At 44.4% G+C, this 26,125-nt stretch carries 26 protein-coding genes, 2 tRNA genes and 1 riboswitch; of the genes, 25 read left to right on the top strand and 3 right to left on the bottom strand.

Going from position 1 to position 26,125, the window contains the following annotated elements; all coding sequences use genetic code 11:
* Positions 1-28: 28 nt before the first annotated feature.
* A complete protein-coding gene (locus tag WSWS_RS05415; RefSeq protein ID WP_070230328.1) occupies positions 29-640 on the bottom strand; it encodes a TetR/AcrR family transcriptional regulator in 612 nt (203 codons plus the stop codon).
* A 171-nt stretch (positions 641-811) separates the two neighbouring features.
* Here WSWS_RS05415 and WSWS_RS05410 point away from each other — a divergent pair, with 171 nt between their 5' ends.
* The 9 genes from WSWS_RS05410 to WSWS_RS05375 all read left to right on the top strand — a co-directional run bounded on the left by WSWS_RS05410 (position 812) and on the right by WSWS_RS05375 (position 9,930).
* A complete protein-coding gene (locus tag WSWS_RS05410; RefSeq protein ID WP_070230327.1) occupies positions 812-1,981 on the top strand; it encodes a DUF2075 domain-containing protein in 1,170 nt (389 codons plus the stop codon).
* An 82-nt stretch (positions 1,982-2,063) separates the two neighbouring features.
* Positions 2,064-2,192 carry a hypothetical protein gene (locus WSWS_RS08295; RefSeq protein WP_257784809.1) on the top strand — a complete coding sequence of 43 codons (129 nt, stop codon included), beginning with the start codon at positions 2,064-2,066 and terminating at the stop codon, positions 2,190-2,192.
* Positions 2,193-2,203: 11 nt separating this feature from the next.
* Positions 2,204-2,294, top strand: a riboswitch (TPP riboswitch).
* A 78-nt stretch (positions 2,295-2,372) separates the two neighbouring features.
* Positions 2,373-2,672 (top strand): thiamine-binding protein, encoded by a 300-nt coding sequence (locus tag WSWS_RS05405; RefSeq protein WP_070230326.1) that lies wholly within the window; start codon positions 2,373-2,375, stop codon positions 2,670-2,672.
* Between the two features lie 161 nt (positions 2,673-2,833).
* Positions 2,834-3,856 (top strand): heat-inducible transcriptional repressor HrcA, encoded by a 1,023-nt coding sequence (gene hrcA, locus WSWS_RS05400; RefSeq protein WP_070230325.1) that lies wholly within the window; start codon positions 2,834-2,836, stop codon positions 3,854-3,856.
* A 15-nt stretch (positions 3,857-3,871) separates the two neighbouring features.
* The gene (gene grpE, locus WSWS_RS05395) at positions 3,872-4,429 is read left to right on the top strand and encodes a nucleotide exchange factor GrpE (protein ID WP_070230324.1); all 558 of its coding nucleotides are present in this window, start codon (positions 3,872-3,874) and stop codon (positions 4,427-4,429) included.
* 127 nt (positions 4,430-4,556) lie between these two features.
* On the top strand, positions 4,557-6,383 hold the full coding sequence (gene dnaK / locus WSWS_RS05390) for a molecular chaperone DnaK (RefSeq protein ID WP_070230323.1): 1,827 nt from the start codon (positions 4,557-4,559) through the stop codon (positions 6,381-6,383).
* A gap of 160 nt (positions 6,384-6,543) precedes the next feature.
* The gene (locus WSWS_RS05385; protein WP_070230322.1) at positions 6,544-7,455 is read left to right on the top strand and encodes a DnaJ C-terminal domain-containing protein; all 912 of its coding nucleotides are present in this window, start codon (positions 6,544-6,546) and stop codon (positions 7,453-7,455) included.
* Positions 7,456-7,537: 82 nt separating this feature from the next.
* Positions 7,538-8,236, top strand: a complete 699-nt coding sequence (locus tag WSWS_RS05380) for a hypothetical protein (protein ID WP_070230321.1) — start codon at positions 7,538-7,540, stop codon at positions 8,234-8,236.
* Between the two features lie 578 nt (positions 8,237-8,814).
* Positions 8,815-9,930, top strand: a complete 1,116-nt coding sequence (locus WSWS_RS05375; RefSeq protein WP_070230320.1) for an aminotransferase class I/II-fold pyridoxal phosphate-dependent enzyme — start codon at positions 8,815-8,817, stop codon at positions 9,928-9,930.
* A gap of 58 nt (positions 9,931-9,988) precedes the next feature.
* On the opposite strand, the gene WSWS_RS05370 is transcribed toward WSWS_RS05375, so the two are convergent.
* Positions 9,989-10,060: transfer RNA gene (locus tag WSWS_RS05370), tRNA-Glu, on the bottom strand.
* Between the two features lie 38 nt (positions 10,061-10,098).
* Positions 10,099-10,170 (bottom strand) — tRNA-Glu (locus WSWS_RS05365).
* Between the two features lie 108 nt (positions 10,171-10,278).
* Here WSWS_RS05365 and coaBC point away from each other — a divergent pair.
* The 16 genes from coaBC to WSWS_RS05285 all read left to right on the top strand — a co-directional run bounded on the left by coaBC (position 10,279) and on the right by WSWS_RS05285 (position 25,954).
* On the top strand, positions 10,279-11,484 hold the full coding sequence (gene coaBC / locus WSWS_RS05360) for a bifunctional phosphopantothenoylcysteine decarboxylase/phosphopantothenate--cysteine ligase CoaBC (RefSeq protein WP_070230319.1): 1,206 nt from the start codon (positions 10,279-10,281) through the stop codon (positions 11,482-11,484).
* Position 11,485: 1 nt separating this feature from the next.
* Entirely contained in the window at positions 11,486-12,652 is a 1,167-nt protein-coding gene (locus WSWS_RS05355; protein ID WP_070230318.1) for a hydroxymethylglutaryl-CoA synthase, read from the top strand.
* A 202-nt stretch (positions 12,653-12,854) separates the two neighbouring features.
* Positions 12,855-14,423 carry a peptide chain release factor 3 gene (locus WSWS_RS05350; RefSeq protein WP_070230317.1) on the top strand — a complete coding sequence of 523 codons (1,569 nt, stop codon included), beginning with the start codon at positions 12,855-12,857 and terminating at the stop codon, positions 14,421-14,423.
* The gene (locus WSWS_RS05345) at positions 14,420-14,638 is read left to right on the top strand and encodes a hypothetical protein (RefSeq protein ID WP_070230316.1); all 219 of its coding nucleotides are present in this window, start codon (positions 14,420-14,422) and stop codon (positions 14,636-14,638) included. Before WSWS_RS05350 ends, WSWS_RS05345 begins: the two co-directional genes overlap by 4 nt.
* A 172-nt stretch (positions 14,639-14,810) precedes the next feature.
* The gene (locus WSWS_RS05340) at positions 14,811-15,071 is read left to right on the top strand and encodes a glutaredoxin domain-containing protein (RefSeq protein ID WP_070230315.1); all 261 of its coding nucleotides are present in this window, start codon (positions 14,811-14,813) and stop codon (positions 15,069-15,071) included.
* Positions 15,072-15,265: 194 nt separating this feature from the next.
* Complete coding sequence (gene nrdD, locus WSWS_RS05335; protein WP_070230314.1) at positions 15,266-17,410, top strand: anaerobic ribonucleoside-triphosphate reductase; 2,145 nt, start codon at positions 15,266-15,268, stop codon at positions 17,408-17,410.
* The gene (nrdG, locus tag WSWS_RS05330) at positions 17,373-18,035 is read left to right on the top strand and encodes an anaerobic ribonucleoside-triphosphate reductase activating protein (RefSeq protein ID WP_114981158.1); all 663 of its coding nucleotides are present in this window, start codon (positions 17,373-17,375) and stop codon (positions 18,033-18,035) included. The genes nrdD and nrdG overlap by 38 nt, the downstream gene beginning before the upstream one ends.
* Before the next feature lie 18 nt (positions 18,036-18,053).
* Positions 18,054-18,836: a Fe-S cluster assembly ATPase SufC gene (gene sufC / locus WSWS_RS05325; protein ID WP_070230313.1), complete on the top strand. Its 783-nt coding sequence runs from the start codon at positions 18,054-18,056 to the stop codon at positions 18,834-18,836.
* Positions 18,833-19,546: a SufD family Fe-S cluster assembly protein gene (locus WSWS_RS05320; protein ID WP_070230312.1), complete on the top strand. Its 714-nt coding sequence runs from the start codon at positions 18,833-18,835 to the stop codon at positions 19,544-19,546. The genes sufC and WSWS_RS05320 overlap by 4 nt, the downstream gene beginning before the upstream one ends.
* The gene (locus WSWS_RS05315) at positions 19,524-20,756 is read left to right on the top strand and encodes an aminotransferase class V-fold PLP-dependent enzyme (protein WP_236151064.1); all 1,233 of its coding nucleotides are present in this window, start codon (positions 19,524-19,526) and stop codon (positions 20,754-20,756) included. The genes WSWS_RS05320 and WSWS_RS05315 overlap by 23 nt, the downstream gene beginning before the upstream one ends.
* 3 nt (positions 20,757-20,759) lie before the next feature.
* Entirely contained in the window at positions 20,760-21,215 is a 456-nt protein-coding gene (gene sufU / locus WSWS_RS05310) for a Fe-S cluster assembly sulfur transfer protein SufU (protein ID WP_070230311.1), read from the top strand.
* On the top strand, positions 21,202-22,638 hold the full coding sequence (sufB, locus tag WSWS_RS05305; RefSeq protein ID WP_070230310.1) for a Fe-S cluster assembly protein SufB: 1,437 nt from the start codon (positions 21,202-21,204) through the stop codon (positions 22,636-22,638). The genes sufU and sufB overlap by 14 nt, the downstream gene beginning before the upstream one ends.
* 4 nt (positions 22,639-22,642) lie before the next feature.
* The gene (locus tag WSWS_RS05300) at positions 22,643-22,942 is read left to right on the top strand and encodes a metal-sulfur cluster assembly factor (protein ID WP_070230309.1); all 300 of its coding nucleotides are present in this window, start codon (positions 22,643-22,645) and stop codon (positions 22,940-22,942) included.
* Positions 22,943-23,001: 59 nt separating this feature from the next.
* On the top strand, positions 23,002-23,475 hold the full coding sequence (locus tag WSWS_RS05295) for a DUF1440 domain-containing protein (protein ID WP_070230308.1): 474 nt from the start codon (positions 23,002-23,004) through the stop codon (positions 23,473-23,475).
* A 629-nt stretch (positions 23,476-24,104) separates the two neighbouring features.
* Positions 24,105-25,478, top strand: coding sequence for an Nramp family divalent metal transporter (locus WSWS_RS05290; RefSeq protein ID WP_070230307.1), 1,374 nt, complete (start codon positions 24,105-24,107; stop codon positions 25,476-25,478).
* Positions 25,479-25,492: 14 nt separating this feature from the next.
* On the top strand, positions 25,493-25,954 hold the full coding sequence (locus WSWS_RS05285; protein WP_070230306.1) for a universal stress protein: 462 nt from the start codon (positions 25,493-25,495) through the stop codon (positions 25,952-25,954).
* Positions 25,955-26,125 lie beyond the last annotated feature (171 nt).

Here is a 26,125-nt window from a genome sequence, read left to right as displayed (position 1 = left end):
AAGGATTCCCTTAGGTGAATCTCTTTTTTTATGCTTGACCGTCATCAAAGACCAGCAAGTCATGGGGCGCCAGAAAACGACTGCGCATCAGAATGGTGGCAATTTCCGCGGGTGATTCTGGGTGTTCTTTGTTGAGCCAATGGCGAATAATGTTTAAAATGCTGTAAATGGCGATTTGTTTGGTATAGTCAATGGGGATGATATCAGAATAATGGCCGTTGGACGCGATTAATTTACTAGAAATCATGTCATCAACCAGGTCTTTAATCTGATTGAAAAATTGGGGATCCCCCTTTTCTGAAAATAAGGTACGAATAGTTTCACGTTCTGAATCTGCATAATCGAGCGCAGCATTAAACGTATTAAAGAGTTCTTCGGCTTTGTTGTTTGGAGTATTATCAATGGCATAATCAATGTTGGACTGAATCGCGGCCGCAATTGATTGATGAATCGTATTTTCCAGGTGTTCAAGCAAGGCAAATTTGTCGGTGAAATGCACATAGAAGGTACCACGACTGATGCCGGCCGTACGCGTGATGTCAGAAACGGTTAGATTTGAAAACCCTTTTTCGTTAATCAACGAGATGAAAGCTTTTTTAATGTTTGCTTGGGTCTGGGCATTTTGTTCAATATGTTTCATGATGATACTCCTTTAATTGATTTGTAATTACTGCTTAATATAGCTTATTTGAACAGGGTGTTCAATTGGTTCCGTTAGAAAACTAATCCCTATATTAAGGTGCTTGAAAAGTAGCTCAATACTTACAAATGTGTATAATATGAAAAGAAGTTAGCGGAAAAGAGAGTTATCATGAGTGAAATCCTAAAAGAACAATTTTTGATCGATGAATTATCCGATCAGCAACAAACAGTCATTGCTGAGATGAATGACTATATCGCGGCCGGGATTCGGGGTAATCAGCATGCGGTTGCTATTATTCAAGGTGCTGCCGGTACAGGAAAATCAGTTGTCTTGATGCAATTAGTGAAGCAATACATGACCGATAAGCAGTACCGTACCGCCTTGGTCGTGAATCATCCCGAGCTATATAAGGCTTATCAAGATTTAGCTGAAGATATACCTGGTATCAAAGAACGTGATATTCGACGACCAACGTCATTGATTAATGAGGCACAGAAAAAGAATTGGTCATATGATGTTATTTTCGTGGATGAAGCGCATTTGCTATATTCCAAATCAGAACCCTATGCGCACTATCGCGGTGAGAACCAGTTAACCGATCTGATGAACTTGGCCAAGATCGTGGTTGTCGTGTATGATTTTGCGCAAGTCTTCCAATCAAAGATGTATTGGTCAAAGGACTTATTATTTAAAACGATTGGTAATCATCCTTACAAGCAATTTGATATGGATTTTCAATATCGTATGGTTGCTAGCCAAGAACAGGTTGCTTGGATTGATGATTTAACGGCTGAAAAGCCCATTTATGCATTCCCTGAAAATAGTCCTTTCGAGTTTGAAGTGTTTGACACAGCCGGTGCTTTATATGAACAAATTAAATTAAAAAATAAAGAAGTTGGGTTATCACGCGTGGTAGCTACTTCAGGATTTCCCCGGATTGATGGCCGGCATAATGTCGAGATGGATACCTTTTCAAAGCCCTGGGATGAGTGGGATCCACAACGCATGCACTGGGCTAAGCGGGAATACTCAATTGACCAAGTGGGGACAATTTACACCTTGCAGGGGTTTGATTTGAATTATGTGGGGATGATTATTGGGCCATCTTTTGGTTATGATGCAAAGACGGATGCCATGACCATTATTCCGTCAAAGTATTCACACAAAGAAATTTTTAAAAAGCGCTCTGATATGAAATTTACAGAAGCCCAGTACAAGGAGTTTATTGCTAACGTTCTGAATGTGTTGATGAAGCGTGGTAAGTTTGGCTTGTATTTGACAGCGTATGATGATGATTTGCGGCAGCGGTTAGTGGACTTATATCAACAGAAGCGTTAAAACACAAATAGCATCAGATTGGTTAAAAAGTCGGCAAAATAGTGCTACAATATAGATATTATGACAGATAGAGGTGGCCATCATGGCATATAGTAAAGAATTATTAGAAGAAACACAGGGCCACTTGCTTGACCTATTGATCCAAGATAAGCAATCAGCAGAAATTGTTACAGCTGTGTTTGCGTATTACGCAGAAAATGCGGCTAAGTAGTCAATAAAAATAAATTTTACTAGGGGCACCAGCAATGGTTGAGATGAACCCTTTGAACCTGATCAAATTAACATTTGCGTAGGGAAGTAAGTTTAATAGATGATATCGAAAACTCATCTCTAGACTTATGGTCTAGGGATGAGTTTTTTATATGCGTAAGCATGGAATGGAGAGAATAAAATGGCAAATGCAGCAATGGCAATTCAAGTGTTACCAAATACAACTGACACGGCTAAGTTACTTGAAATCGTCGATGCGGCGATTGCGGCAATTGATGCAAGTGGATTGAATTATGAGGTCGGTGCCTTTGAAACGACAATTGAAGGTGATTTGGATCAATTGGTGGCCTTGATTCCAGCCATTCAAGCAGCAAGTGTCGCAGCCGGTGCTGAAATGATCAATAATTACATTAAATTGGCGTATGCACCTGAGAAACATATTTTGACGACTGATGAGAAATTAGATAAATATCGTAAGTAAGTTAAACAAAGGCACCAAGGTGACGCTTGGTGCCTTTGTTTAACTTACTTTTAGCACTCTGAACAAAAGTGTGCTAAAAGTGTTGACAAGGTCCTTTGATGTGTGTATTATAATAAATGTTAGCAAGTAAGAAACAAGAGTGCTAACAAGGAGGCGCGCAAATGTTAACAGAACGTCAACGTTTAATATTGATGGCGATCATTGCGGACTATGCGCGTTCTGGCCGCGCAGTTGGCTCAAAGACGCTACTGGCAGAGTTACAGTTGCCGGTCAGTTCAGCCACAATTCGTAACGAAATGGCGTATCTTGAGGATCAAGGACTTTTACAAAAGGAACATACATCCTCAGGACGCGTCCCTTCGCAAACGGGGTATCGGTACTATGTTGATTTCTTGATGAAGTCACGGCGATTACCAACGGAGCTTGAGGTGAAGTTGCGGCGGGTGTTCAACCATCGTTTCCAACAAGTTGATGACTTGTTGGGACAGGTCACTCGCATACTAGCTGAAGTGACAGGTTACACAGTGGTTGCTTTGAAGCCGGAAGCCTTAGACGTACGTTTGTCAGGATTCCAGCTTGTCACAATTGATGGTCAGCAAAACATGGCGATTGTTGTGACTAGTGATGGTCAGGTGACGAGTCAGAGCTTCCGATTACCAACGGGGTCAAGTAGTTCTGATTTGCAGTCTTTGGTCAGTAACATCAACCAGACATTAGTCGGTCAGCCGATTCGAGTGGTTTTGCAAAGTTTGAGTGGTGATTTACCACTTGGGTTGGAGCGGACTATTCGGACACCAGCTGCTTTCCTACAATTATTTGGGGATATTTTGGCTCGTTCAATACAAGATACCGTCTTTATTGGCGGTCGGTTAAATGTCTTTGATTTTACAACGGATACCAATCTGCAAGATATTAAGGCATTGTACCAACTCCTTGAATCACCAGCACAAATGCGTCAGGTCATTGGCGCTGCAAATGATGGTGTGATGATTCAAATTGGTTCTGAAAATGATGATGACTTGTTGTCGCCATATAGCTTGGCCTCAACTTCCTACCGGGTACCTAATCATGGTACCGGTGAAATCGCCATCCTTGGACCCACCAATATGAATTATTCAGAAGTGGTCACTTTGCTCGCGACAGTTCGTGAAACTCTTGTCAGTGAATTAAAAGAATACTATTAGAAAAGAGGTGTTGACATGGCGGAAGATCAAAAGTCAGTCGATGAAGAAATTCAAGAAGAGGTAAGGCCTGAGGTTGAAGAAGCTGAGACAGTTGAAACTACGACAGAAGAAATTGTCGAAGTTGACCCTCTTGAAGAGTTACAAGCCAAGTATGATGAACTTGATGACAAGTTCTTACGGGCCGAAGCGGAGATGCAAAATATGCATGGTCGGTTTGCAAAAGAACAAGCAGCGGCCCTGAAGTATGCTAGTTCCAAATTGGCAAAGTCAGTGTTACCAGCGCTTGATAACTTGGAACGGGCCCTCGCGGTTGAAGTAGCGGATGAGGCCGCACAACAAATCAAGGCTGGCGTTGAAATTGTTTACAACAACCTGGTTAGTGCCCTTGCAGAAAATGATATTAAGGCTGTTGGTGTGGCAGGTGAATCGTTTGATCCAAATGTCCACCAAGCTATTCAATCACAGCCGGCCGATGATGAGCATCCTGCAGACACAATCGCCCAAGTGTTCCAAAAGGGGTATGTCTTGCATGATCGGGTTATCCGACCAGCAATGGTAGTTGTTTACAACTAACCCAGCAATACAAATGGCGTTCATGCAACGAATTGTGAGTGCAACTATTGGACTTAGAATTCGTTGCATGAACCGAACAACGAAAAATGAAGCACGAAATATAAATTTCAAAAAGAGGTTTTAAATTATGTCAAAAATTATTGGTATTGATTTAGGTACAACTAATTCAGCAGTCGCTGTTTTGGAAGGTGGTAAGCCAAAGGTTATCACTAATCCAAACGGTGCACGTACAACACCATCTGTTGTTTCTTTCAAGGGTGGTGAGGAAATTGTTGGTGACGCTGCTAAGCGTCAAGCAATCACAAACCCAGATACGATTATGTCAATCAAGTCACACATGGGTGAAGTTGGTTACAAGGTCGAAGCTGCTGGCAAGAGCTACACGCCACAAGAAATCTCAGCTAAGGTCTTGCAATACATCAAGAAGTACGCTGAAGATTATCTTGGTGAAACGGTTGATAAGGCTGTTATCACAGTTCCTGCATACTTTAACGATGCACAACGTCAAGCAACTAAGGATGCTGGTAAAATTGCCGGTTTGGAAGTTGAACGTATCATCAACGAACCAACGGCTGCTGCGCTAGCCTATGGTTTGGATGACTTGACTAAGGATGAAAAGATCTTGGTTTACGACTTGGGTGGTGGAACTTTCGACGTTTCAATCCTTGAGTTGGGTGATGGTGTCTTTGAAGTTTTGTCAACATCAGGTGATACACACTTGGGTGGTGACGATTTCGACGCCAAGGTTATCGACTGGTTGGCTGATAACTTCAAGGCTGAAAACGGCATTGATTTGAAGGCGGATTCATTGGCATTGCAACGTTTGAAGGAAGCTGCTGAAGCTGCCAAGAAGACATTGTCACAATCAACTGAAGCTTCAATTGATTTGCCATTTATCGCTTCATCAGACAACGGTCCTTTGCACATCCAAACGTCATTGACTCGTGCAAAGTTCAATGAATTGACGAGTGACTTGGTTGAAAAGACTAAGGTTTCAGTTGAACAAGCCTTGAAGGATGCAGGTTTGACGAACTCAGATATCGATGAAGTTATCTTAAATGGTGGTTCAACCCGTATTCCAGCAGTTCAAGAATTCGTTAAGGACTTAACTGGTAAGGAGCCTAACCACTCAATCAACCCTGACGAAGCGGTTGCTTTGGGAGCTGCTATTCAAGGTGGTGTCATCACCGGTGATGTTAAGGATGTCGTGTTGCTTGACGTGACGCCTTTGACACTTGGTATCGAGACCATGGGTGGCGTGATGACTAAGTTGATTGATCGTAATACGACTATCCCAACTTCAAAGTCACAAGTCTTCTCGACGGCGGCTGATAACCAACCTGCTGTTGATATCCATGTCTTGCAAGGTGAGCGTCCAATGGCCGCTGACAACAAGACTTTGGGTCGTTTCCAATTGACTGACATTCCTGCAGCTCCTCGTGGTATTCCACAAATCGAAGTCAAGTTCGACATTGATCGTAACGGTATCGTGACGGTTTCTGCTAAGGATTTGGGAACTAACAAGGAACAAAAGATTACCATCCAAAACTCAGGTTCACTTTCTGAAGATGAAATTGAGCGCATGATGAATGAAGCTAAGGCTAACGAAGAAGCTGATCAAAAGAAGAAGGCAGAAGTTGACTTGCGTAATGATGTCGATCAATTGATCTTCTCATCAGAAAAGACGTTAGAAGATGTTGGTGATAAGCTTCCTGATACTGATAAGAAGCCAGTTGAAGAAGCCTTGACTAGCTTGAAGTCTGCTAAGGAAGCTGATGATCTTGACCAAATGAAGGAAAAGAAGGAAGCTTTGGAAAAGGTTGCTCAAGAATTAGCTGTTAAGTTGTATCAACAAGCCGCTCCTCAAGAAGGCGCTCAAGCCGAAGAGGGTGTTAAGCCAGCTGATGACAAGACGGTAGATGGCGACTTTGAAGATGTCTCAGACAAAAAGTAATTTCTAATTTATAATATATACACATAAAAAGTGTTTCCCTACAACACTGATATCCAAAGCGAGTTTCAATCGAGACTCGCTTTGATACATAGAACTAAATGATCGGCAGGATGCCTGCTGTTCTATGACTAACAATGAAATTAATGGAGGCTAATTCCTCATGAATAATACAGAATTATACAACACGCTTGGTCTTGACAAGAATGCCACGCAGGATGAAATTAAGAAGGCTTATCGTAAACTTTCAAAGAAATATCATCCTGATTTGAATCATGAGCCTGGTGCCGAGGATAAATATAAAGAAGTACAAGATGCCTACGAAACGCTTGGTGACGAGCAAAAGCGGGCCATGTATGATCAATATGGTGCCACGGGGGATCAACAAGGTGGCTTCAATGGTCAGGGTGGCTTTAGCGGCTTTAATGGCCAAAGTGGCTTCGGTGGTTTTGAGGATATCTTTAGCCAAATGTTTGGCGGTTATGCGGATCCAAATCGACCACGTAAGGGTCAAGATTTGCAGTACCGGATGACTTTGACGTTTGAAGAAGCTGTCTTTGGTAAGGAAACTACCATTTCATATACACGGACGACGGCGGACGGTAAGAGTGAGTCAAAGGAATTGAAGGTTACCGTACCAGCGGGTGTCGAAAATGGTCAACAAATGCGTTTATCTGGTCAGGGTGAAGCAGGTCTGAACGGTGGTCCATTTGGTGATCTATATGTCGTCTTCCGGGTTGCAGCCTCAAAAGATGGTTTCGAACGTGACGGGGCTGATATATACTTAGAACAACACATTGACTTCGCAACGGCAACTTTGGGTGGTGAAGTCATGGTTAAAACGGTTCATGGCGACAAAAAGTTAAAGATTGCCGCTGGTACACAAAATAGTACCCGGATCCGGATGCGCGGTATGGGTGCGCCCTACATGCGTGGTGGCGGTAATGGTGATCAATTCGTCGTCGTGACGGTTGATGTACCAAAGAAGCTGACTAAGAAGCAACAGGAAGCATTGAAGGATTTCCAAAATGCGATGAACGGTGCTGAAAGTCACAAGAAGGGCTTTTTTAGCTAAGCTAAGTAAGCAATTAGAGCGGTTGAATTTGGGCAATTAAATTGACTAAGTTCAACCGTTTTTTAGAAGATGGGGGTCAAATATGAATAGCATCATCTTTATTTTAGGATTAGTTTTTATTGGTGAGATTGTGATTAAGTTATTCGCAATGCGCCTGCAAAAGAATCAACCAAAGGTCACTTTTTCAAAGGTTGAAGACGAAAGTGCCGTTCCTAAGCAATTACACCGTAATTTGCTAAAAAGACTACTGAATGCAGTGGCGATCCAAATTATTGTTTTTGGCATCATTGCGATGATTGGCCCATTAACTTGGCCAGTCGGCGTCTGGATTGCCGCGGTTTTGGTGATGAATATTCCAGATGTCATTGAATATTGGTGGTTGGAATATAAAATTATGAAGCATGGTGGTCTTGCTAATTTGCCCCTCACCCCTGTCCAGGCGCAAATGGTAGCCTCTGCTAAGGATTGGACGAGTATGTTACAGAATAAGACATCACTCGAATCCGTTATCAAAGAAATTGCCACTAAAAAAATCAGTGCCAAGGGTACGCCAGCCTCCGAAATTGAGGATTATGCGAAGTACATCAATGCAACCGATGAAACAGCGATTACGGCGGCTCCGATCTCAGAAGATGAAAAGTCGTTTTTGATTGCATTGAATCAAGATCAAGCAATTGATTGGGTCGATGGTGCTAATTATCTCTTGATTGAAGAAGTACCGGCATTTGTGACGCAAGTTCGACCATTATATATGATGTGGAAACAAGCTCGTACGAAGTAATGTTGCGCGTCTGAAGCCGTACTGGCAGAACGCATGAAATGAATCACAATCGATGCTAAAACGCATCGATTTTTTAATATCAGCGGGTCGTTTCGTGTTTAAATTAAAATACAATGATAAAACAATTGACAAATATTAAGCGTACGTTTTATGATACATGCATAAGCACAGTGGAAATGACTAAGAAGAGATAAGTAGTTTATGGATTGATAATGGTAGGTCTGGTTAGACTGACACAGAGAGGCTGTAAATGGTGTGAGCAGCTATCAGGAAGTGATCGAAAATGGTCTTGGAGTCACGGTGGAGTGAACTATTTATAGCAAGCTCAACCCGGGATGTACCCGTTATCGTACAGGCGTATTGCTGTTGATTCATTAGTAGTTGTACGTTTTGAGTGGAGCGTGGTGACATGGTCCAAAAAACGGGTGGTAACACGAGTAGTCGTCCCGCAAACCGAGTTGAAGGTTTGCGGGATTTTTTATTTGCGTGATAAAGTGCGATTTGGTTGATGCACAAGCAGTCTGATAGCAAAATTGACGTCGGTAACGCATAGAACATTGGTGAAGTGAGGAAATCTTATGAGTAACATTGAGACACAGTTAGTGCAGGGGGCGAACCGGACTGAGGATGATCGAACCGGTGCGATTTCACCTTCTTTGAATTTTTCAACCGCTTTTAGACACCCTGGATTGGGCGAATCAACCGGTTTTGATTATGCCCGGGTCAGCGCACCGACGCGGGCCCTCCTGGAAACGCAATTAGCACAGTTAGAGACTGGTCAAAAAGCCTATGCGGTTAGTTCAGGGATGTCAGCGATTCAATTAGTTTTCCAAACGTTGTTGCAGACTGGTGAACATTTTATTACGTCCGATGATTTGTATGGGGGGACGTTTCGATATTTTGGTCAGCTCCGCGATCATTATCAAATTGCGTATGATACTTGGAATGGCGCTAAGGTGGTCGATTTGGTTGCGCAAATCACCCCCAAGACGAAGTTAATTTGGCTAGAAACACCTTCAAACCCAACCATGAAAGTGATCGATATTCAAGCGGTGGTGGCGGCGGTCAAGGCTGTGCGTGCTGATATCTTAATTGCGGTTGATAACACCTTTTTGACCCCCATTTATCAGCAACCATTGGTTGATGGTGCGGATATTGTGGTGCACTCAGCAACGAAATATTTAGGTGGCCATAATGACATTCTGGCCGGGGCCGTTGTTTTAAAAAATCAACAGTATGTGAGCGCGTTTGATGACGCTTTAATCACCACTGGTCAAGTGCTAGCACCATTCGATAGCTGGTTATTGATTCGGTCTTTAAAGACGTTACATGTGCGTATGAAGACGCACACGGCAAATGCACAAGCAGTGGTCCAAGTCTTAACCGATTTGCCAGGGGTTGATCGGGTTTTATATCCAGGCGTTGGTGGCATGATTAGTTTTTATTTGAATGCAGCCTACTCGGTCGACGCATTTCTCCGCCATTTGACCGTGTTCTCGTTTGCTGAGAGTTTGGGTGGGGTTGAGAGTTTGATTACGGTACCGGCAGTCCAAACTCACCATGATATGACGGCAGCCCAGCGCGAGGCGTTGGGGATTACTGATCAATTGATTCGGGTATCGGTGGGGTTAGAAAATACAGTTGATTTAATTGCTGATTTAAAACAAGCCATTGCGGCAAGTCGTGGTGAATAGAATGGTAACATCTTAAAAGCATAAAAAACCTCCGAAATAAATCGGAGGTTTTTTTAGATAGCTCATCAGGGAGTCGAACCCTGGATGCCGGTGTGAAAAACCGGAGTCTTAACCGCTTGACCAATGAGCCAGAGTTGTTATGGCAAAAATATCAGCAAAAACTGATAATAGCTCATCAGGGAGTCGAACCCTGGATGCCGGTGTGAAAAACCGGAGTCTTAACCGCTTGACCAATGAGCCATTTATTTAACAACAAAAAATATATTACCAGATAGTTTTTTGCTTTGCAAGTACTATGATAAAATTAATTGAAATTGATTTTATGAAAAACGATTTGGAGTAAATAGCATGTTTGAAAATAAAAAAGTGGCCCTTGTGGTTACCGGTGGTGTGGCTGCGTACAAGAGCGCAATTTTTGCCCGACTTTTAAAGAAACAGGGGGCGGACGTGTATGTGGTGATGACTGCTGCGGCCACTGAATTCGTTACGCCAAAAACCTTTGCGACGCTGACGGGTAATCCAGTGCTGACAGACTTGTTCATGGCGCCCACTGACCCTGAAATTAGTCACATTCATTTGGCCGACCAGGTTGATTATCTGTTCGTGGTACCAGCAACTGCTAATATACTTGGCAAAATGGCCAATGGTATTGCTGATGATGCTGCATCCACGGTGTTATTAGCCGCCCACACGCCGATTATTGTGGTCCCAGCGATGAATACGAAGATGTACGATAATCCTGCAGTGCAACGAAATGTCGCCCAATTACGTGCTGATGGCGTCATTGTGATTGAACCAGCTTTGGGATTGTTAGCTGAAGGATACGCTGGCCGGGGTCGGTTACCAGAACCAGCCGAGATTATGGCACAAGCAGAAATGCGACTCCGGCAACGGAGCGGTCGTTTACAGGGAAAGCATTTCTTAGTCACGGCTGGTGGGACGCGGGAAGAATTGGATCCTGTGCGCTATATTACTAATCGCTCTTCAGGTAAAATGGGCTATGCTTTTGCTCAAGCATTATTAGAACAAGGGGCCTCGGTTGATTTAATTTCAACGGTTGACCTGCCTGTTCCTGTGGGTGCCAATGTCATTCAGGTAAAAAGTGCTGAGAGTATGCTATGGGCTTTACAGGATCGATTTGATGAAGCGACTGGGGTGGTCATGGCTGCAGCGGTGGCTGATTATCGCCCAGCCCATATCGCTGACCAAAAGATTAAAAAAGAGTCTGGGGCACCATTGATACTGAAGTTAGTTGAGAATCCTGATGTCATTGCTTCATTGGGTAAGTTTAAGCAACATCAGTATATTGTGGCTTTTGCAGCGGAAACGAATGATTTGATTGCACATGCGCAAGTTAAATTGCAGAAGAAAAATGCTGATATGTTGATTGCAAACGATGTCTCACAACATGATGCCGGTTTTGGTGTTGATACGAATCGGGTCACGATTTTGAAGCCTGGTGTTGCAAATGAAGTTTTGGCACTTGATAGCAAAATTAATGTGGCACGTGAAATTGTACGTCGCATGGCCGCTGATTTAACCGAAGGAGAATAAAATGGTACCAGTTGGGATCGATAAAATAAGTTTTTTTGCGCCACATCTCTATACGGATATGACGGAATTAGCCCGTGCGCGTAATGAAGAACCGGGTAAATATTTGGTGGGTATCGGACAGACTGAGCAAGCTGTCGTACCGCCAACCCAAGATGTGGTGACCATGGCAGCGAATGCGGCTGATCAAATGTTGACAGCGGCCGATCGCCAAGCAATCGACACGATTATCTTTGCGACTGAATCCGGTATTGATAACTCAAAGTCTGGGGCTGTCTATTTACAACGGTTGTTGGGATTGAATGAGTGGACGCGCACGATTGAAATGAAACAGGCCTGCTACGCGGGAACATATGGGTTGATGCAAGCTCGTGACTATGTCGCTTTGCATCCTGGGTCTAAGGTGCTGGTCGTGGCATCAGACATTGCCCGCTATGGCTTGCACACACCTGGTGAGGTGACCCAAGGTGCTGGGGCCGTGGCCATGTTAGTGACCGAGAATCCACGTATTGTGACCCTGGAACGTGATAATCAATTCAAATCAGCGGATATCATGGATTTTTGGCGTCCCGTTTATGCTACTGAGGCGTTGGTTGATGGTCATTTTTCAGCAGATGTGTACCGTGATTTCTTTAAGACGCTCTGGGAGCGCTATAAAGCGGTCACCGGCCGGACAATTCATGACTTCAAGGGCTTTGCGTTCCATTTACCTTATACAAAACAAGGATTAAAGGCATTGCGTGATATTTTGCCCGAAGCTAGTGAAACGCAACAAGCGGCCTTGTTGGCTGAGTTTGAAGCAAGTCGGGTATACAACAAACGCATTGGTAACTTATACACGGGGTCCGTTTATTTAAGTTTGTTATCTTTGTTAAGTAATTCGACTACTTTGCAAGCTGGTGATCGTTTAGGAATTTTCTCATACGGATCAGGAGCTGAGGGTGAGTTTTATTCAGCCATTGTCCAACCTGATTTTAAGCAAGGGTTGGTTAGCGGTCAGCTTGAGACGTTGTTTGCCAAGCGCCAACAATTGAGCATCCCAGCCTACGAACAGCTCTTTAACGAACAGTTAAGTGGTGCTGAGGATCGCGTGTTAGATATTTCACAGGACCCTGCCAAATTTGTTTTAGCCGGATTACAACGTCAACAACGTCAATATGTCGCACATTAATCCCGATGAGTGCGCTTCTTAATGAGTTTTCATAAACTTGTAACACCCACTATATTGAATAGCGGGTGTTTTTTAGGTAAACTAATAGTTAAGTTGTTTAAAAAAACGTAAAGGTCGTAAAGTTGATTAAGAATCAATCGCACGCTTTGAATATAGGATAGATTAGGAGTATTCGTGGCAAATTGCTACGAATAATAGGTATATGGCAAGTTTAGAAGAACAAATTAATACCCGCCGAACATTTGCCATTATTTCCCACCCGGACGCTGGTAAGACGACTATTACTGAGCAAATGTTATTGCTTGGTGGCGTGGTGCGAGAAGCTGGCACGGTTAAGGGACGGCAAGGTAACTTTGCCAAGTCAGACTGGATGGAGATTGAGCAAAAGCGTGGTATCTCAGTGACGTCATCAGTTCTGCAATTTGATTTTGATGGTAAGCGGATCAATATTTTGGATACACCTGGGCACGAGGATTTCTCTGAAGACACCTACCGGACGTTGATGGCGGTCGATTCAGTCATCATGGTGGTGGATTCGGCTAAAGGTATTGAGCCCCAAACAAAAAAGTTATTTGAAATTGTTAAAGAGCGCCACATCCCCATCTTCACCTTTTTCAACAAGTTGGACCGTGATGGTCGGGAAGCCATTGACTTGGTTGACGAGTTGGAATCAGTCTTGGGTATTCAAGCTTACCCAATGAATTGGCCCATTGGTTCCGGACAAATCTTGGCGGGGTTGTATGATTTGTATCACAACAACGTCGAAGTCTATCGGCCCGCATCGGCCACAGAGCGCTTCTTGGCATTGGGTGCCGATGGTGATTTGGCTGAACCCAATCCATTGCAAGCAAATGGTTTGTGGCAGGAAACCTTGGAAGAAGTGGAGTTGCTAAAAGACGCTGGTAATCAATTCGATGAAGAAGCCATCATGAATGGTAAATTGACCCCAGTCTTCTTTGGTTCGGCCTTAGCTGGGTTTGGTATCGAAACATTCCTACAGACCTATTTGACCTATGCACCAGCCCCACAAGCGAAGAAAACAGTTGAAAAGACGGAAATTGCGCCCACCAATGCTGACTTTTCTGGCTTTATTTTCAAGATTCAAGCTAATATGAACCCAAATCATCGTGATCGGATTGCCTTTGTCCGTGTGGTTTCTGGTGAATTTGAACGTGGTATGGACGTTACCTTGGCCCGTACTGGTAAAAAGGTCCGCCTATCAAATGTGACCCAATTCATGGCGGATACTCGTGAAAATGTTCAAAATGCTGTACCGGGTGATATTATTGGCTTGTATGACACCGGTAATTTCCAAATTGGTGATACGATTTTTGCTGGTAAAAAGAAGATCGAATTTGAAGAGTTACCAACCTTTACCCCGGAACTATTCATGCGGGTGCACGCTAAAAATGTGCTAAAGCAAAAGTCATTCCACAAAGGTGTCGAGCAGTTAGTCCAAGAAGGTACGATTCAAATGTATACTGCCTGGGATTCTGGCGATTATATTTTGGGTGCCGTGGGGCAATTGCAATTTGAAGTTTTCCAGTTCCGGATGGAGAATGAATATAATACCGACGTCGTCCTTGAGCCGATGGGTTCAAAAATCGCACGTTGGATTGTACCAGAACAATTGGATCCAAAGATGGCCTCATCACGTAATTTGTTAGTCCGAGATCGTGCTGGGCAACCAGTATTCTTGTTTGAAAATATGTTCGCTGAACGCTGGTTCGCTGACAAGTATCCTGATGTGAAATTGGAGGCCAAGCTATGATTGAAGCCTTAATCTTACCGTTACCAATCGTTCATTCATGGCTGTTAGGTTTGCAAGTGTTTGCGATGGTGATGATTGTGCCAGCTATGGTGTACACGACCGGGCATAGTTTATTGCGACCATTCCCAAAACTCTTTACAGCAATGCACTGGTTGTTCAGCGCTTATATGTTATGGGTATTGGTGAGTGCCTTGACGACGCTAGTGACGCGTTAATTGAAAAAACGTTTGTACAGATGCGTGCAAACGTTTTTTATGTGTCATAACCTGTCAAAAAAATGTAACAGAATGTTATTTAAATTAGTGGTATACTAGTGACAATCATTAATAAGAGTTTACATTTTGTAAGTGATAATGAAGTGTCAACTAGAAATTGGAGATATCAGATATGGCAGCAATTATTACCCCAGGAACGGGCTCACACGTGACGGTTTACCACAAGAACGGTTGTGTTCAGTGCATGATGACGATGAAGCAATTCGACCAAATGGGTGTGACTTACGATGAAATTAACATCGATAACGAACCAGAATATGCCGAAATGTTGAAGCAAGAAGGCTACATGCAAGCGCCAGTGATCAAGATTGATAATGGTGCGACTGATGCCTGGACTGGTTTTCGTTTGGACAAAATCCGTGGTTTAGCATAATTAAATACCTTCAAAAAAACCTGTGTGGCCTTCGCCAGACAGGTTTTTTTGTGCGTTTCAGGGCAGCAGTAGTCTGCGATATAATTCACAAAACCTTCATAAATTAGAAGAATTTCACGACGCCGAACAGCGTATACTAAATCCTATAAATATAACGTAAAGTTACTTTTGTAATTAATGACAAGAGGGTGTGCATGATGTTGATAGAGAAGAAGTCTGGTGAATTGGTGCCGTTTCGGCGTTACAAGGTGCAGTTAATCTTGGAGCAATTAGGTGTCGTTGGGAGAGATCAACAACAAATCTTAACGGCAGTTGAAAACATCACAAGTTCAGCGCAAATCACGACCCGCGAGATCGATGCTGTGGTTTACGCGCAGTTGCAAGAGTTGGCACCAAAAGCTGCTGAACGGTATGCAACGATTCAAAAATTAGAGGGTGAGGTCTGGCGCCAAGCGCTTAACCTCGAGAACAAGTTATCCGCCTTTTCAACTCAAGACGCGGCGGTGCTGCATGAAAATGCGAATAAAGATTCACGGGTGTTTAATACCCAACGTGATATGACAGCGGGGATGGTTGGTAAATCAGCGGGGTTACGCTTGCTACCGGAAACAGTTGCCAAAGCCCACATTCGGGGTGATTTGCATTGGCACGACCTGGATTATACGCCGTTGTCACCAATGACCAATTGTTGTTTGGTCGATTTTGATTATATGTTGGCGCATGGCTATCAACTAGGGAATGCCCAGGTTGAATCACCAAAGTCAATCCAAACGGCAACCGCGCAAATGGCGCAGATTATTGCTAACGTCGCTTCTTCCCAATATGGTGGGACATCCGCTAATCGTGTCGATCAGGTTTTAGCACCATATGCCGCCATGAATTATCAAAAGCATTTAGTGGATGCTAACCAGTGGGTGCCTGCTGAACAACGAGTTCAATATGCCCAGAAACAAACACGTAAAGATATTTATGATGCCATGCAGGGCTTAGAATATGAAATCAATACGTTATCGTCAGCACAAGGACAGACACCATTTGTGACTTTGGGATTCGGACTGGGTACCAGTTGGTTGGAACGTGAGATTCAAATCGCCATTTTAAAAATTCGCATTAAAGGTATCGGACCTGATCATCGGACGGCCATCTTTCCTAAGCTGGTCTACACCTTAAAGCGTGGTCTCAATATGCAACCAACTGAACCCAATTATGATATCAAACGGCTTGCGATTGAATGTTCAGCCAAACGGATGTATCCGGATGTTTTGAACTATGACAAGATCGTTGAAATCACCGGTTCGTTCAAAGCACCTATGGGTTGCCGTTCATTTCTCCAAGCGTGGCGTGATGCTAATGGCGAGGAAATCAATTCTGGGCGGATGAATTTAGGGGTGGTGACAGTGAATTTGCCCCGTATTGCCATTCAAGCCCATGGCAATCAGGATTTATTTTGGGAAATTTTTGTTGATCGCCTAGCTTTAGCTAAAAAGGCATTAAAAATGAAATTAGCGCGTACGAAAGAAGCGATGCCCGAAAACGCTCCCGTGTTATATCAAAATGGTGCCTTTGGTCATAAGCTCCAAGACACTGACGCGGTGGATCAACTATTTGCTAAGGGGCGGGCGACAATTTCACTGGGATACATTGGCCTATATGAAGTGGGCACCTTATTTTATGGTCCAAATTGGGAACATAATGCCACGGCGCATGCATTTACGGTAGAAATTGTACGTCGCATGCATGCAGCTTGCCAGGCATGGGAGGCGGAAGATGGCTATCATTATTCACTTTATTCAACACCAGCCGAGTCATTGACGGATAAGTTCTGTCGTTTAGATAAAGCCCGTTATGGCGTCATTCCAGATGTGACAGATAAAGATTATTACACTAATTCATTTCATTATGATGTGCGTAAACATCCGAATCCCTTTGAAAAAATTTTATTTGAGGAAGCCTATCCACATTATGCATCGGGTGGTTTTATTCATTATTGTGAGTATCCCAATCTGCGACAAAATCCAGCAGCATTGGAAGCTGTCTGGGATTTTGCATATGACCATATCGGTTATTTGGGGACGAATACGCCAATTGATAAATGTTATGAGTGTGGGTTTGAAGGTGATTTTAAACCAACGGCACGTGGGTTTAGATGTCCAGAATGTGGTAATCATAACCCTAAAACATGTGATGTGGTCAAGCGCACCTGTGGTTACCTGGGAAATCCGCAACAACGGCCAATGATTCATGGCCGGCATGCCGAAATTGCGGCCCGTCAAAAAAATATGACCACCCAGGAGGTGCAAGATGGTTACGAAATCAACCTCTGGGATACAGAATCCTGAACCACAAGAGTGGCGATCAGCAGATCTATCACTAGATCGTGTCGCCGATTATAAACCCTTTGTAATGGTAGATGGCCCGGGCGTTCGCTGTTCACTATATGTATCTGGTTGTAAGTTTTTGTGTCCTGGCTGTTATAACGTGGTGGCGCAAAAATTCCAATATGGAGAACCGTATTCAGCAGCCTTGGAAGAACAAATTATCGCGGATCTGCGGCAGCCCTATGTCCAGGGGTTGACACTTTTAGGTGGTGAACCGTTTTTAAATACGGGTGTGACCCTGCGATTAGCGCGACGAGTGCGGGCTGAGTTTGGACATACGAAAGATATTTGGACATGGACTGGGTATACCTGGGAAGAATTGCAAGAAGAAACGGCCGACAAAATCGCCTTGCTGCATGAAATTGACGTCGTCGTCGATGGCCGGTTTGTGCAAGCATTAATGGATTTAACGCTACGTTTTCGTGGCTCAAGTAATCAACGCATGATTGATGTTGCAGCCTCACTGATGCAAGATCAAATAGTGTTGTGGCAGGACGATTACGTGGCTGTCCAGGATGGCGGGTTAAGTGACACGCAAGATAAAAATGAACTTAGTGCGATGCGGCATGAAGATATTGGTCGCTAAATGCGGTTAGGAGAAATTATGGGGCAATTAAAAATTATTGATTTGCATGCGACGGTTGCGGGCCAACCGATCCTTAAAGGCATTAATTTAACCATCAATACGGGTGAAATCCATGCAATTATGGGCCCAAATGGTACTGGTAAATCGACCCTTGCCAATGTGGTGATGGGATTTCCAAATTATGAAATTACGCAGGGCACGATTTGGTTAAATGGGCAGGACATTAGTGAGTTGACCATCGATGCCCGCGCCCGTGCTGGTTTGTTCTTGGCCATGCAGTATCCCGTGGAAGTCCCCGGTGTCACGAATGCCGAGTTTATTCGTGCAGCCATCAATGCCCGCCGACCAGCCGATCAACAAATTGGTATCAAGACATATTTAGATAAATTAGCGGAGGTGAGTGCTTTTTTAGATATGGCCGGTGATATGACGACGCGTTATTTAAACGAGGGCTTCTCGGGTGGCGAGAAGAAACGTAATGAGATTCTCCAACTGATGATGCTACAACCCGAGTTTGCAATTTTAGATGAAATTGATTCAGGCCTCGATATCGATGCATTAAAAGTGGTGGCTAAAGGTGTCAATGCAATGCGGTCAACGGCATTTGGAGCCTTAATGATCACGCATTATCAGCGATTGTTAGATTACATTACACCAGATTTCGTGCACATTATGATGGATGGTCGCATCGTGACCACCGGGGGTGCCCAACTAGCGAAGGACCTCGAAAAAACAGGCTATGCTAAACTCCGTGATGCATTAGGTCTTGAGGTGACCTTAACGGACGAGGTGTACGAATGACACAGCAAGTGTTACACCGACGCTTAATCGCCGGTGACATGACGATCGTACTGGAATCAATCGATGACGTCACTTTAATCATTGAAGATCAAGCGCATGTGGCCTCGCTGGTGGCCACAGTTAAGGTAGTAGTGACCCGACCACAGCAAGTGGTGCACATGGTGGTATTATCATTGGCTACCGGCAGTCGTACCATTCATTTGGAGATGATGGTCACCGGCGAAGGCGCCCAGGCATTTTTAGCCGTTGTCACGGTCGCACATGCGACTAACCATAAGACGATTGTGACCAAAATGCAGAATAACGGTCGCCACACGCGCGGATATATTGAGCAACGGGGGTTAGTCATGGCTCGTAGTCACGTTGATTTTAAGAGTGTTGGTCAGATATTTGCGGGTGCCGTGGGTGCCGATGCCCAGCAAACATCACGCTTACTGATGTTAGACGAAACCGCCACAGGCAGTGTCGATCCGATCCTGTTGATTGATGAAAATGACGTCTTAGCGGGGCATGCAGCCTCAGTTGGTCAGGTGAATCAAACGCAGTTGCTGTATCTGTTAAGTCGCGGGATTGCCATGAATTTGGCGCAACAGCTGGTGACAAGGGGATTTATGGCCCCGGCATTGGTCAGTTTATCAACAACCATGCAACAAAAGGTATTTACTGAACTAGAGGAGGCGATGTCGGGTGAAACAAGTGCATCAAGATGAACTAAATTCTTTTCGCGCGGCCTTTCCAGGGTTAGACCAACCAATTAATGACGAACCCTTGATCTATTTTGATAACGCAGCCACGGCCCAATCACCACAAGTAGCTATTGATGCGGTGACCAACTATTACTCAAATAATAAGGCCAATGTCCACCGGGGTGTGCACACTTTAGGTACCCGGTCCACGGAATTATACGATCAGGCCCGGCAGACGGTGGCTGATTTTATTCATGCACCAACGGCAACTGACGTCATTTTCACAAAAGGCAGTACTGAAGGATTGAACTGGGTGGCTCAGAGTTTTGCGCAACAGCTCACCGAGACAGATGAAATTATCGTCTCGGTATTTGAACACCATGCCAATTTTTTGCCCTGGCAACGACTCGCCCAACAAACCGGGGCTAAACTAGTTGTCATTGGGTTGACACCAAGCAATGCATTCGACTGGGCAGCGTTTGAAGATAAGCTGGTACCGCAAACAAAGATCGTGGCCCTCACTATGATGTCCAACGTGACTGGTACAACGATTGATATGCGTCGAGTGAGTGCCATGGCCCATCAAGTTGGTGCGGTGGTGGTGGCTGATGCCGCCCAAGCGATAGTGCATATGACGATAGATGTTGTCGCATTAGATGTTGATTATCTTGTGTTTTCTGGGCACAAACTGTATGGTCCAATGGGCATCGGGGTGCTCTACGGGAAACCCGCCTTGCTAAATCAAATTGAACCGGCCTTGATCGGTGGTGGCATGGTAGCGCTAGTCACTAATACGACCGCCGAGTGGTTACCATTACCAGAACGTTTGGAGGCGGGGACGCCAAATGTTGGCGGTGCGGTTGGATTGGCCGCGGTGATCACGTGGCTACAGACGTTAGATCAGGTGGGCTTACAACAACATGTCCTACGCCTAGCGCAAGCCTTACTTGCAGGTCTCGCGCACCGGGTGGCCGTGACTACTTATGGTGTCTCAGGTAGCCCAATTATTTCCTTTAACCTGGCTGGTGTGCATCCCCACGATGTCGCAACGGCCCTAGATCAACTAGGCATTGCTGTACGTGCAGGGCATCACTGTGCGCAACCCTTGATGCATGCGCTGGGCCTGACGAATACGGGGACGGTCAGGGTCAGCTTAGCACCCTACAACACGCTCGCTGAGGTCCACCGTTTTTTAGTGGCATTAGATGAAATTATTGTTTATTTTCGGAGGTAACCGATGGCCCTTTCAAATTTAGATCTGTTATATCGCCAAGTGCTCGTTGAATACAGCCAACATCCCCATCATTATGGTGAATTAGCCAAGCGTACCGGGATGGGACAAGGCGCCAATGCCAGTTGTGGTGATCGCATTGTCATTAATGTATTGCGTGCTGAAACGGGGTTGATTGCTGAGATTGGTTGGGTTGGTCAGGGGTGTGCGATTCATCAAGCGAGTGCATCCATGATGTCTGATCTACTTGTACAGCATTCGGTGTCTGAAGGACGTGCCTTAATCGATCAATTTTTGCAGTTGGTTCGTGGCGACACCGTTGTGCAAGACGGCTTAGGTGAGACGGTGTTGCTTGCTGGTGTCCAACAATTCCCGGCGCGCCTGCCTTGTGCCACTCAACCATGGCACGTGATGCGCGATTTATTAGATGAAGAAAAAGAGGTGCACCATGGCAGAAATTGAACGGGCCAAAGCTTTAGCCGACACCCAAGCCATTCTTGAAACTGAGGTTAGTCATGACGCTTTGAATTATGCCGATGATGTCGACCCGGTTATTTCAACGGGACAGGGGTTAAATGAGAGCATCGTGCGACAGATTTCAGCAGCCAAAAATGAACCTGCTTGGATGTTAGCGTTGCGCTTAGAGGCCTATAACATTTATCGCCAAGCAACTTTACCAACCTATGGACCAGATTTATCCAAAATTGATTTTGATAAAATCTACTATTACAATAAGCCAACGGCTGAGCGTTATCGTGATTGGGCAGATGTGCCTACCACGTTAAAAACGACATTTGAAAGATTAGGCGTACCAGAAGCTGAACGACGCTGGTTGGCGGGTTCATCGGCACAGTTTGAATCGGAGGTTGTGTATCACCGGTTAAAAAAAGAATTTGAACAGTTAGGGATCATTTTTACTGATATGGATACAGCCGTTCAGGAATATCCTGAGTTGGTGCGGGCATATTTTGGAAGTTTAGTTGGTCCAAATGATAATTTTTTTACAGCTTTGAATGGTGCTGTTTGGTCTGGAGGCACCTTCATCTATGTACCTAAAGGGGTTGAAGTCAAGGTGCCGATCCAATCGTATTTTCGGATTAACCGCGCGAATGAGGGACAGTTTGAACGGACGCTCATCATCGTCGAGGAGGGAGCACATGTGGAGTATGTCGAAGGTTGTTCGGCCCCTATGTACTCGGGTGAGGCGATGCATGCGGCCGTGGTAGAAGTGATTGTTAAAGCCCATGCCTATGCGCGCTATACGACCATTCAAAATTGGTCAAAGAATGTCTATTCCCTAGAAACGAAACGGGCGTATGCCTATGAAAATGCCACCATGGAATGGATCGATGGTAATTTTGGCTCAAAAGTGACCATGAAATACCCATCGGTTTATTTGCAAGGTCGGGGTGCCCGGGGGACGATGTTGTCGATTGCTGTTGCGGGGGCGGGGATTCAATTGGATTCTGGCGCCCGGATGATTCATAATGCCCCGCAGACGACCTCATCCATTATTTCAAAATCGATCGCACACAACGGTGGGCGGACTGATTATCGAGGCGATGTCAGATTTGGCAAAGATGCAGCGGGTTCCTTTGCGCACATCGAGTGTGACACGATCCTAATGGACGATCTTTCAGCGGCTGATACGCTACCATACAATCGTATTGAAAATGGATTAGTAACTTTGGAGCATGAGGCAAAGGTGTCGAAATTATCGGAAAGCCAATTACAGTATTGTATGTCACGGGGTATTAGTGAGCGGGATACGACCGCTATGATTATCATGGGGTTTGCGGAACCCTTCATTAAGGAGCTACCCATGGAATACGCAGTGGAACTCAATCGGTTAATGAGTTTTGAAATGACCGGTTCAGTCGGGTGATTGCATGTTATTAAGAGCAGAAATAGCGGCCAGGTTAGCCACGGTTGAAGATCCTGAGTTACGGTGTGACATCGTAGCTTTGGGCCTGATTTATAATATTGAAGTGGTCAATCAGCAGGCCATCATTACACTTACTTGGACAATGCTGGGTTGTCCGTTGACTGATTTGTTAGAAAAACGGATTCGACGCGCCGTTTTAGCGAGCAGTGCGATTGAACTCGTTGCGTTTCGGGTAGTTTGGACGCCCCGGTGGCATAAGGATATGATGACGCCCTATGCCAAAATGTTATTAGGTGTTAAATAAGCTTCCAGGGGGTTGGGTTATCATTTAAATGATATAATAATTCTAAAAAGGAGCTTGTTATGCTAATATTACTAATCGCTGGATTACTTGGTGGGCTAGCGTCAGGATTCTTTAAATTAGGCTGGGAAATCCTATTACCGCCAAGAACGCCTGAACGAAATGAAACGAACCCACCACAGCATCTCTTACAACAAATCGGCTTTTCGGAGCGATTTACACACCGTTATTTCCTGTTTTCCGGGCAACGTGTGCAATATATATCACTACTAATGCATTTTGGGTTTTCCATCTTCTTCAGTTTTGTCTATATTATTGCGAGCGCGCAGTTCTCTTTTGTCAGCCTAGGACAGGGGAGCTTGTATGGTGTGTTTATCTGGGCAATTTTTCATCTGATTATTCTGCCAACGATGCATACGGTGCCACCAATCAAAAATCAGCCCCTAGCTGAACACTTTTCAGAATTATTAGGCCACGCGATTTGGGGATTCATGATACAGGTCTGCTATGTTTATGTCCTTGTCCTGTTTTCATAAGCTGATCAGACGACACAGAAACGATCGATGACATAGGCCCATCACATTGTGTTATCCATAAGATTGGGGTAGCGTGTTAACGGTGAACTGGTCGGTAAGCTTTCGGTATTACACCGGAATTTTACCGGCCAGTTTTGTTTTATGCGCTTGTGGCAGTAACTGCCAGCGTTCGTTATGACTTTGATCGGGATGGAGATGCGCTACCGGTAGGAATCTAGCGTGAGAAAATAAGTTAATCATTTTGAGATATTTTAATTGGAAGCGATTGCATGTGATGTTTGCTCGATACCTGCTTTTTAATCAGGCGAAAACACCGCTCATCGTCTATGCAAAGGTGCATTAAAGTAGTTGACGCTTTAATGAACCTTAAGTAATATAAAGGTATACTAAGGCAGAAATAGCCGAGTTAAGTATTTTTCATAAGCTTATAACAGCCAAGTTGTATGACAGTCTTTATGAAATTTATTTAGCACTTGTCAAAGTATGTGTTACATACTCACTTAGAATCAGGCAAGCGTTTTGCCAGGCTCAACTGACCTGGATTTGCATCACAAGTGAATAGTTAATATGTAGGCTGATAAGGCGTAATTCGATCTTTTTGCCCGAGAGAAATCAAAGGAGATATTTGAATGACGAATTCTAATGCAGCTCGCCCAGCAGGGGCAGCAAATGTCGAAGAGAAGAGCCTTGGCGATGTCAATGGTTCAATCGAAGTACCAAAGACAGGTAGTTTTTGGCGCAAATTGATAGCTTTTTCAGGTCCCGGGGCGCTCGTCGCTGTTGGGTACATGGATCCAGGTAACTGGGTTACCTCAGTTAGTGGTGGTGCCCAATACCATTATTCACTCCTTTCTATTGTGCTATTGTCCTCGCTGGTTGCCATGATGTTGCAATACATGGCTGGTAAGCTGGGGATGGTGAAACAACAAGATTTGGCGCAGGCGACGCGTAAACATACAAACAAGGTTGGTGGCATCATTTTATGGGTGATTACTGAATTAGCCCTGATGGCTACAGATATCGCCGAAGTTATCGGTGGTGCGATTGCTTTGCACTTACTCTTTGGCTGGTCAATGATCGCGTCTGTTTTGACAACGGCGCTTGACGTTATTTTATTGCTTGGTTTAATGAAGTTTGGTTTCCGCAAGATCGAGGCCATCGTGATGACCTTGATTCTAACCATTTTAGTCATCTTCGGTTATTTAGTTGCGTTGTCAAATCCTAATTTGGTGGCCATTTTTGGTGGGTACTTACCAGCCTTACAAACACTGGATACACATATTCCGCAGGGGGCGAGTTCATCGCAATTAACGATGGCCCTAGGAATTGTGGGTGCCACAGTGATGCCACATAATTTGTACTTACATTCATCAATCGTCCAAACGCGTAATATTGATCATGAAAATAAGTCAGAATTGCGGGAATCCGTTAAGTTGATGGCGTGGGATTCAACGATTCAACTATCATTGGCTTTTGTTATTAACTCATTGTTATTGGTTTTGGGGGCGGCCTTGTTTTTCGGGCATGCTGACTCAGTTGGAACTTTTGGCAACATGTATCGCGCGCTTAGTGATAGCACGATTGCTGGGGCGGTCGCCTCACCAATCTTGTCGACTTTATTTGCGGTTGCTTTATTGGCTTCTGGTCAAAACTCAACCATCACGGGTACCTTAACTGGTGAAGTCATCATGAGTGGCTTCTTGCACTTAAAGATGCCGATGTGGGCGCAACGTATCTTAACACGTGGGTTTGCTTTGGCACCAGTGGTGACATTTACTTTATTGTATGGCGGTTCAGAAGCAAAATTGGATGAACTCCTAATCTTCTCGCAAGTGTTCCTATCAGTGGCACTACCATTCTCAATGGCACCGTTGATTTACTTCACATCGTCAAAGAAGATGATGGGTGAATTCGTGAATGCCAAGTGGATGACCATTATCGGGTGGATCGTCTTTACGGTCCTAACTTATTTGAACATCAAATTGATTATCGGTATATTCTAAAGGGGGAATATGAGATGTCTGAATTGAACTTAAATATTGAACCAACACAATACAAGCATATCTTGGTGGGGGTTGATGAATCTGAGCAAGGTTATTTTGCCTTAGCAAATGCGATTCACCAAGCGTCAGAAGATGATGCACAATTGACGATTACAACTATCCTTGAAATGGGTGACTTATCAACGATCGATGCTTTAAACCTGGGGGCAGTGATCGCTAAGCGTAAAGAATTTGAAGCTAATTTAGCACGCTATAAAGCATATGCTGAGTCACAGGGTGCTAAGAATGTTCGGACCATTTTTGCGGATGGTGCCAAGGCTGGTGAAGTATTGGTTAACCAGATCGCACCGGAAGTCGGAGCTGATTTGATTATCGTGGGGGCCCACTCAAAGCAGGGCTTCTGGGATTCCATTGGTTCGCAGGCGGCGTATATTGCTCGTCACGCAAAAGTATCTTCAATGGTTGCCCGTAGTTAGTTAATATGAGCATTTTCAGACACATTCGGTCGGCCCGGATGTGTCTTTTTTTGAACTAATGATCATTGCCCTAATTGTTAGCGCTTAAAATGGCGTATTTATCTAATTTTTACTTGTATTTAGTGTGCAAATTAGATAAAATGTACAATGTAAGCGAAAGCGGAAAGCGTT

The organism is Weissella soli, from assembly GCF_001761545.1.
Taxonomy (GTDB): Bacteria; Bacillota; Bacilli; order Lactobacillales; family Lactobacillaceae; genus Weissella; species Weissella soli.
Note: the sequence above shows the minus strand (reverse complement) of the source record. Positions and strands in the feature narration are given on the sequence as shown.

Coding starts and splice junctions, on each gene's coding strand:
- WSWS_RS05415 (WP_070230328.1), bottom strand. CDS start 640: ATGAAACATATTGAACAAAATGCCCAGACCCAAGCAAACATTAAAAAA.
- WSWS_RS05410 (WP_070230327.1), top strand. CDS start 812: ATGAGTGAAATCCTAAAAGAACAATTTTTGATCGATGAATTATCCGAT.
- WSWS_RS08295 (WP_257784809.1), top strand. CDS start 2,064: ATGGCATATAGTAAAGAATTATTAGAAGAAACACAGGGCCACTTGCTT.
- WSWS_RS05405 (WP_070230326.1), top strand. CDS start 2,373: ATGGCAAATGCAGCAATGGCAATTCAAGTGTTACCAAATACAACTGAC.
- hrcA (WP_070230325.1), top strand. CDS start 2,834: ATGTTAACAGAACGTCAACGTTTAATATTGATGGCGATCATTGCGGAC.
- grpE (WP_070230324.1), top strand. CDS start 3,872: ATGGCGGAAGATCAAAAGTCAGTCGATGAAGAAATTCAAGAAGAGGTA.
- dnaK (WP_070230323.1), top strand. CDS start 4,557: ATGTCAAAAATTATTGGTATTGATTTAGGTACAACTAATTCAGCAGTC.
- WSWS_RS05385 (WP_070230322.1), top strand. CDS start 6,544: ATGAATAATACAGAATTATACAACACGCTTGGTCTTGACAAGAATGCC.
- WSWS_RS05380 (WP_070230321.1), top strand. CDS start 7,538: ATGAATAGCATCATCTTTATTTTAGGATTAGTTTTTATTGGTGAGATT.
- WSWS_RS05375 (WP_070230320.1), top strand. CDS start 8,815: ATGAGTAACATTGAGACACAGTTAGTGCAGGGGGCGAACCGGACTGAG.
- coaBC (WP_070230319.1), top strand. CDS start 10,279: ATGTTTGAAAATAAAAAAGTGGCCCTTGTGGTTACCGGTGGTGTGGCT.
- WSWS_RS05355 (WP_070230318.1), top strand. CDS start 11,486: ATGGTACCAGTTGGGATCGATAAAATAAGTTTTTTTGCGCCACATCTC.
- WSWS_RS05350 (WP_070230317.1), top strand. CDS start 12,855: ATGGCAAGTTTAGAAGAACAAATTAATACCCGCCGAACATTTGCCATT.
- WSWS_RS05345 (WP_070230316.1), top strand. CDS start 14,420: ATGATTGAAGCCTTAATCTTACCGTTACCAATCGTTCATTCATGGCTG.
- WSWS_RS05340 (WP_070230315.1), top strand. CDS start 14,811: ATGGCAGCAATTATTACCCCAGGAACGGGCTCACACGTGACGGTTTAC.
- nrdD (WP_070230314.1), top strand. CDS start 15,266: ATGATGTTGATAGAGAAGAAGTCTGGTGAATTGGTGCCGTTTCGGCGT.
- nrdG (WP_114981158.1), top strand. CDS start 17,373: ATGGTTACGAAATCAACCTCTGGGATACAGAATCCTGAACCACAAGAG.
- sufC (WP_070230313.1), top strand. CDS start 18,054: ATGGGGCAATTAAAAATTATTGATTTGCATGCGACGGTTGCGGGCCAA.
- WSWS_RS05320 (WP_070230312.1), top strand. CDS start 18,833: ATGACACAGCAAGTGTTACACCGACGCTTAATCGCCGGTGACATGACG.
- sufU (WP_070230311.1), top strand. CDS start 20,760: ATGGCCCTTTCAAATTTAGATCTGTTATATCGCCAAGTGCTCGTTGAA.
- sufB (WP_070230310.1), top strand. CDS start 21,202: ATGGCAGAAATTGAACGGGCCAAAGCTTTAGCCGACACCCAAGCCATT.
- WSWS_RS05300 (WP_070230309.1), top strand. CDS start 22,643: ATGTTATTAAGAGCAGAAATAGCGGCCAGGTTAGCCACGGTTGAAGAT.
- WSWS_RS05295 (WP_070230308.1), top strand. CDS start 23,002: ATGCTAATATTACTAATCGCTGGATTACTTGGTGGGCTAGCGTCAGGA.
- WSWS_RS05290 (WP_070230307.1), top strand. CDS start 24,105: ATGACGAATTCTAATGCAGCTCGCCCAGCAGGGGCAGCAAATGTCGAA.
- WSWS_RS05285 (WP_070230306.1), top strand. CDS start 25,493: ATGTCTGAATTGAACTTAAATATTGAACCAACACAATACAAGCATATC.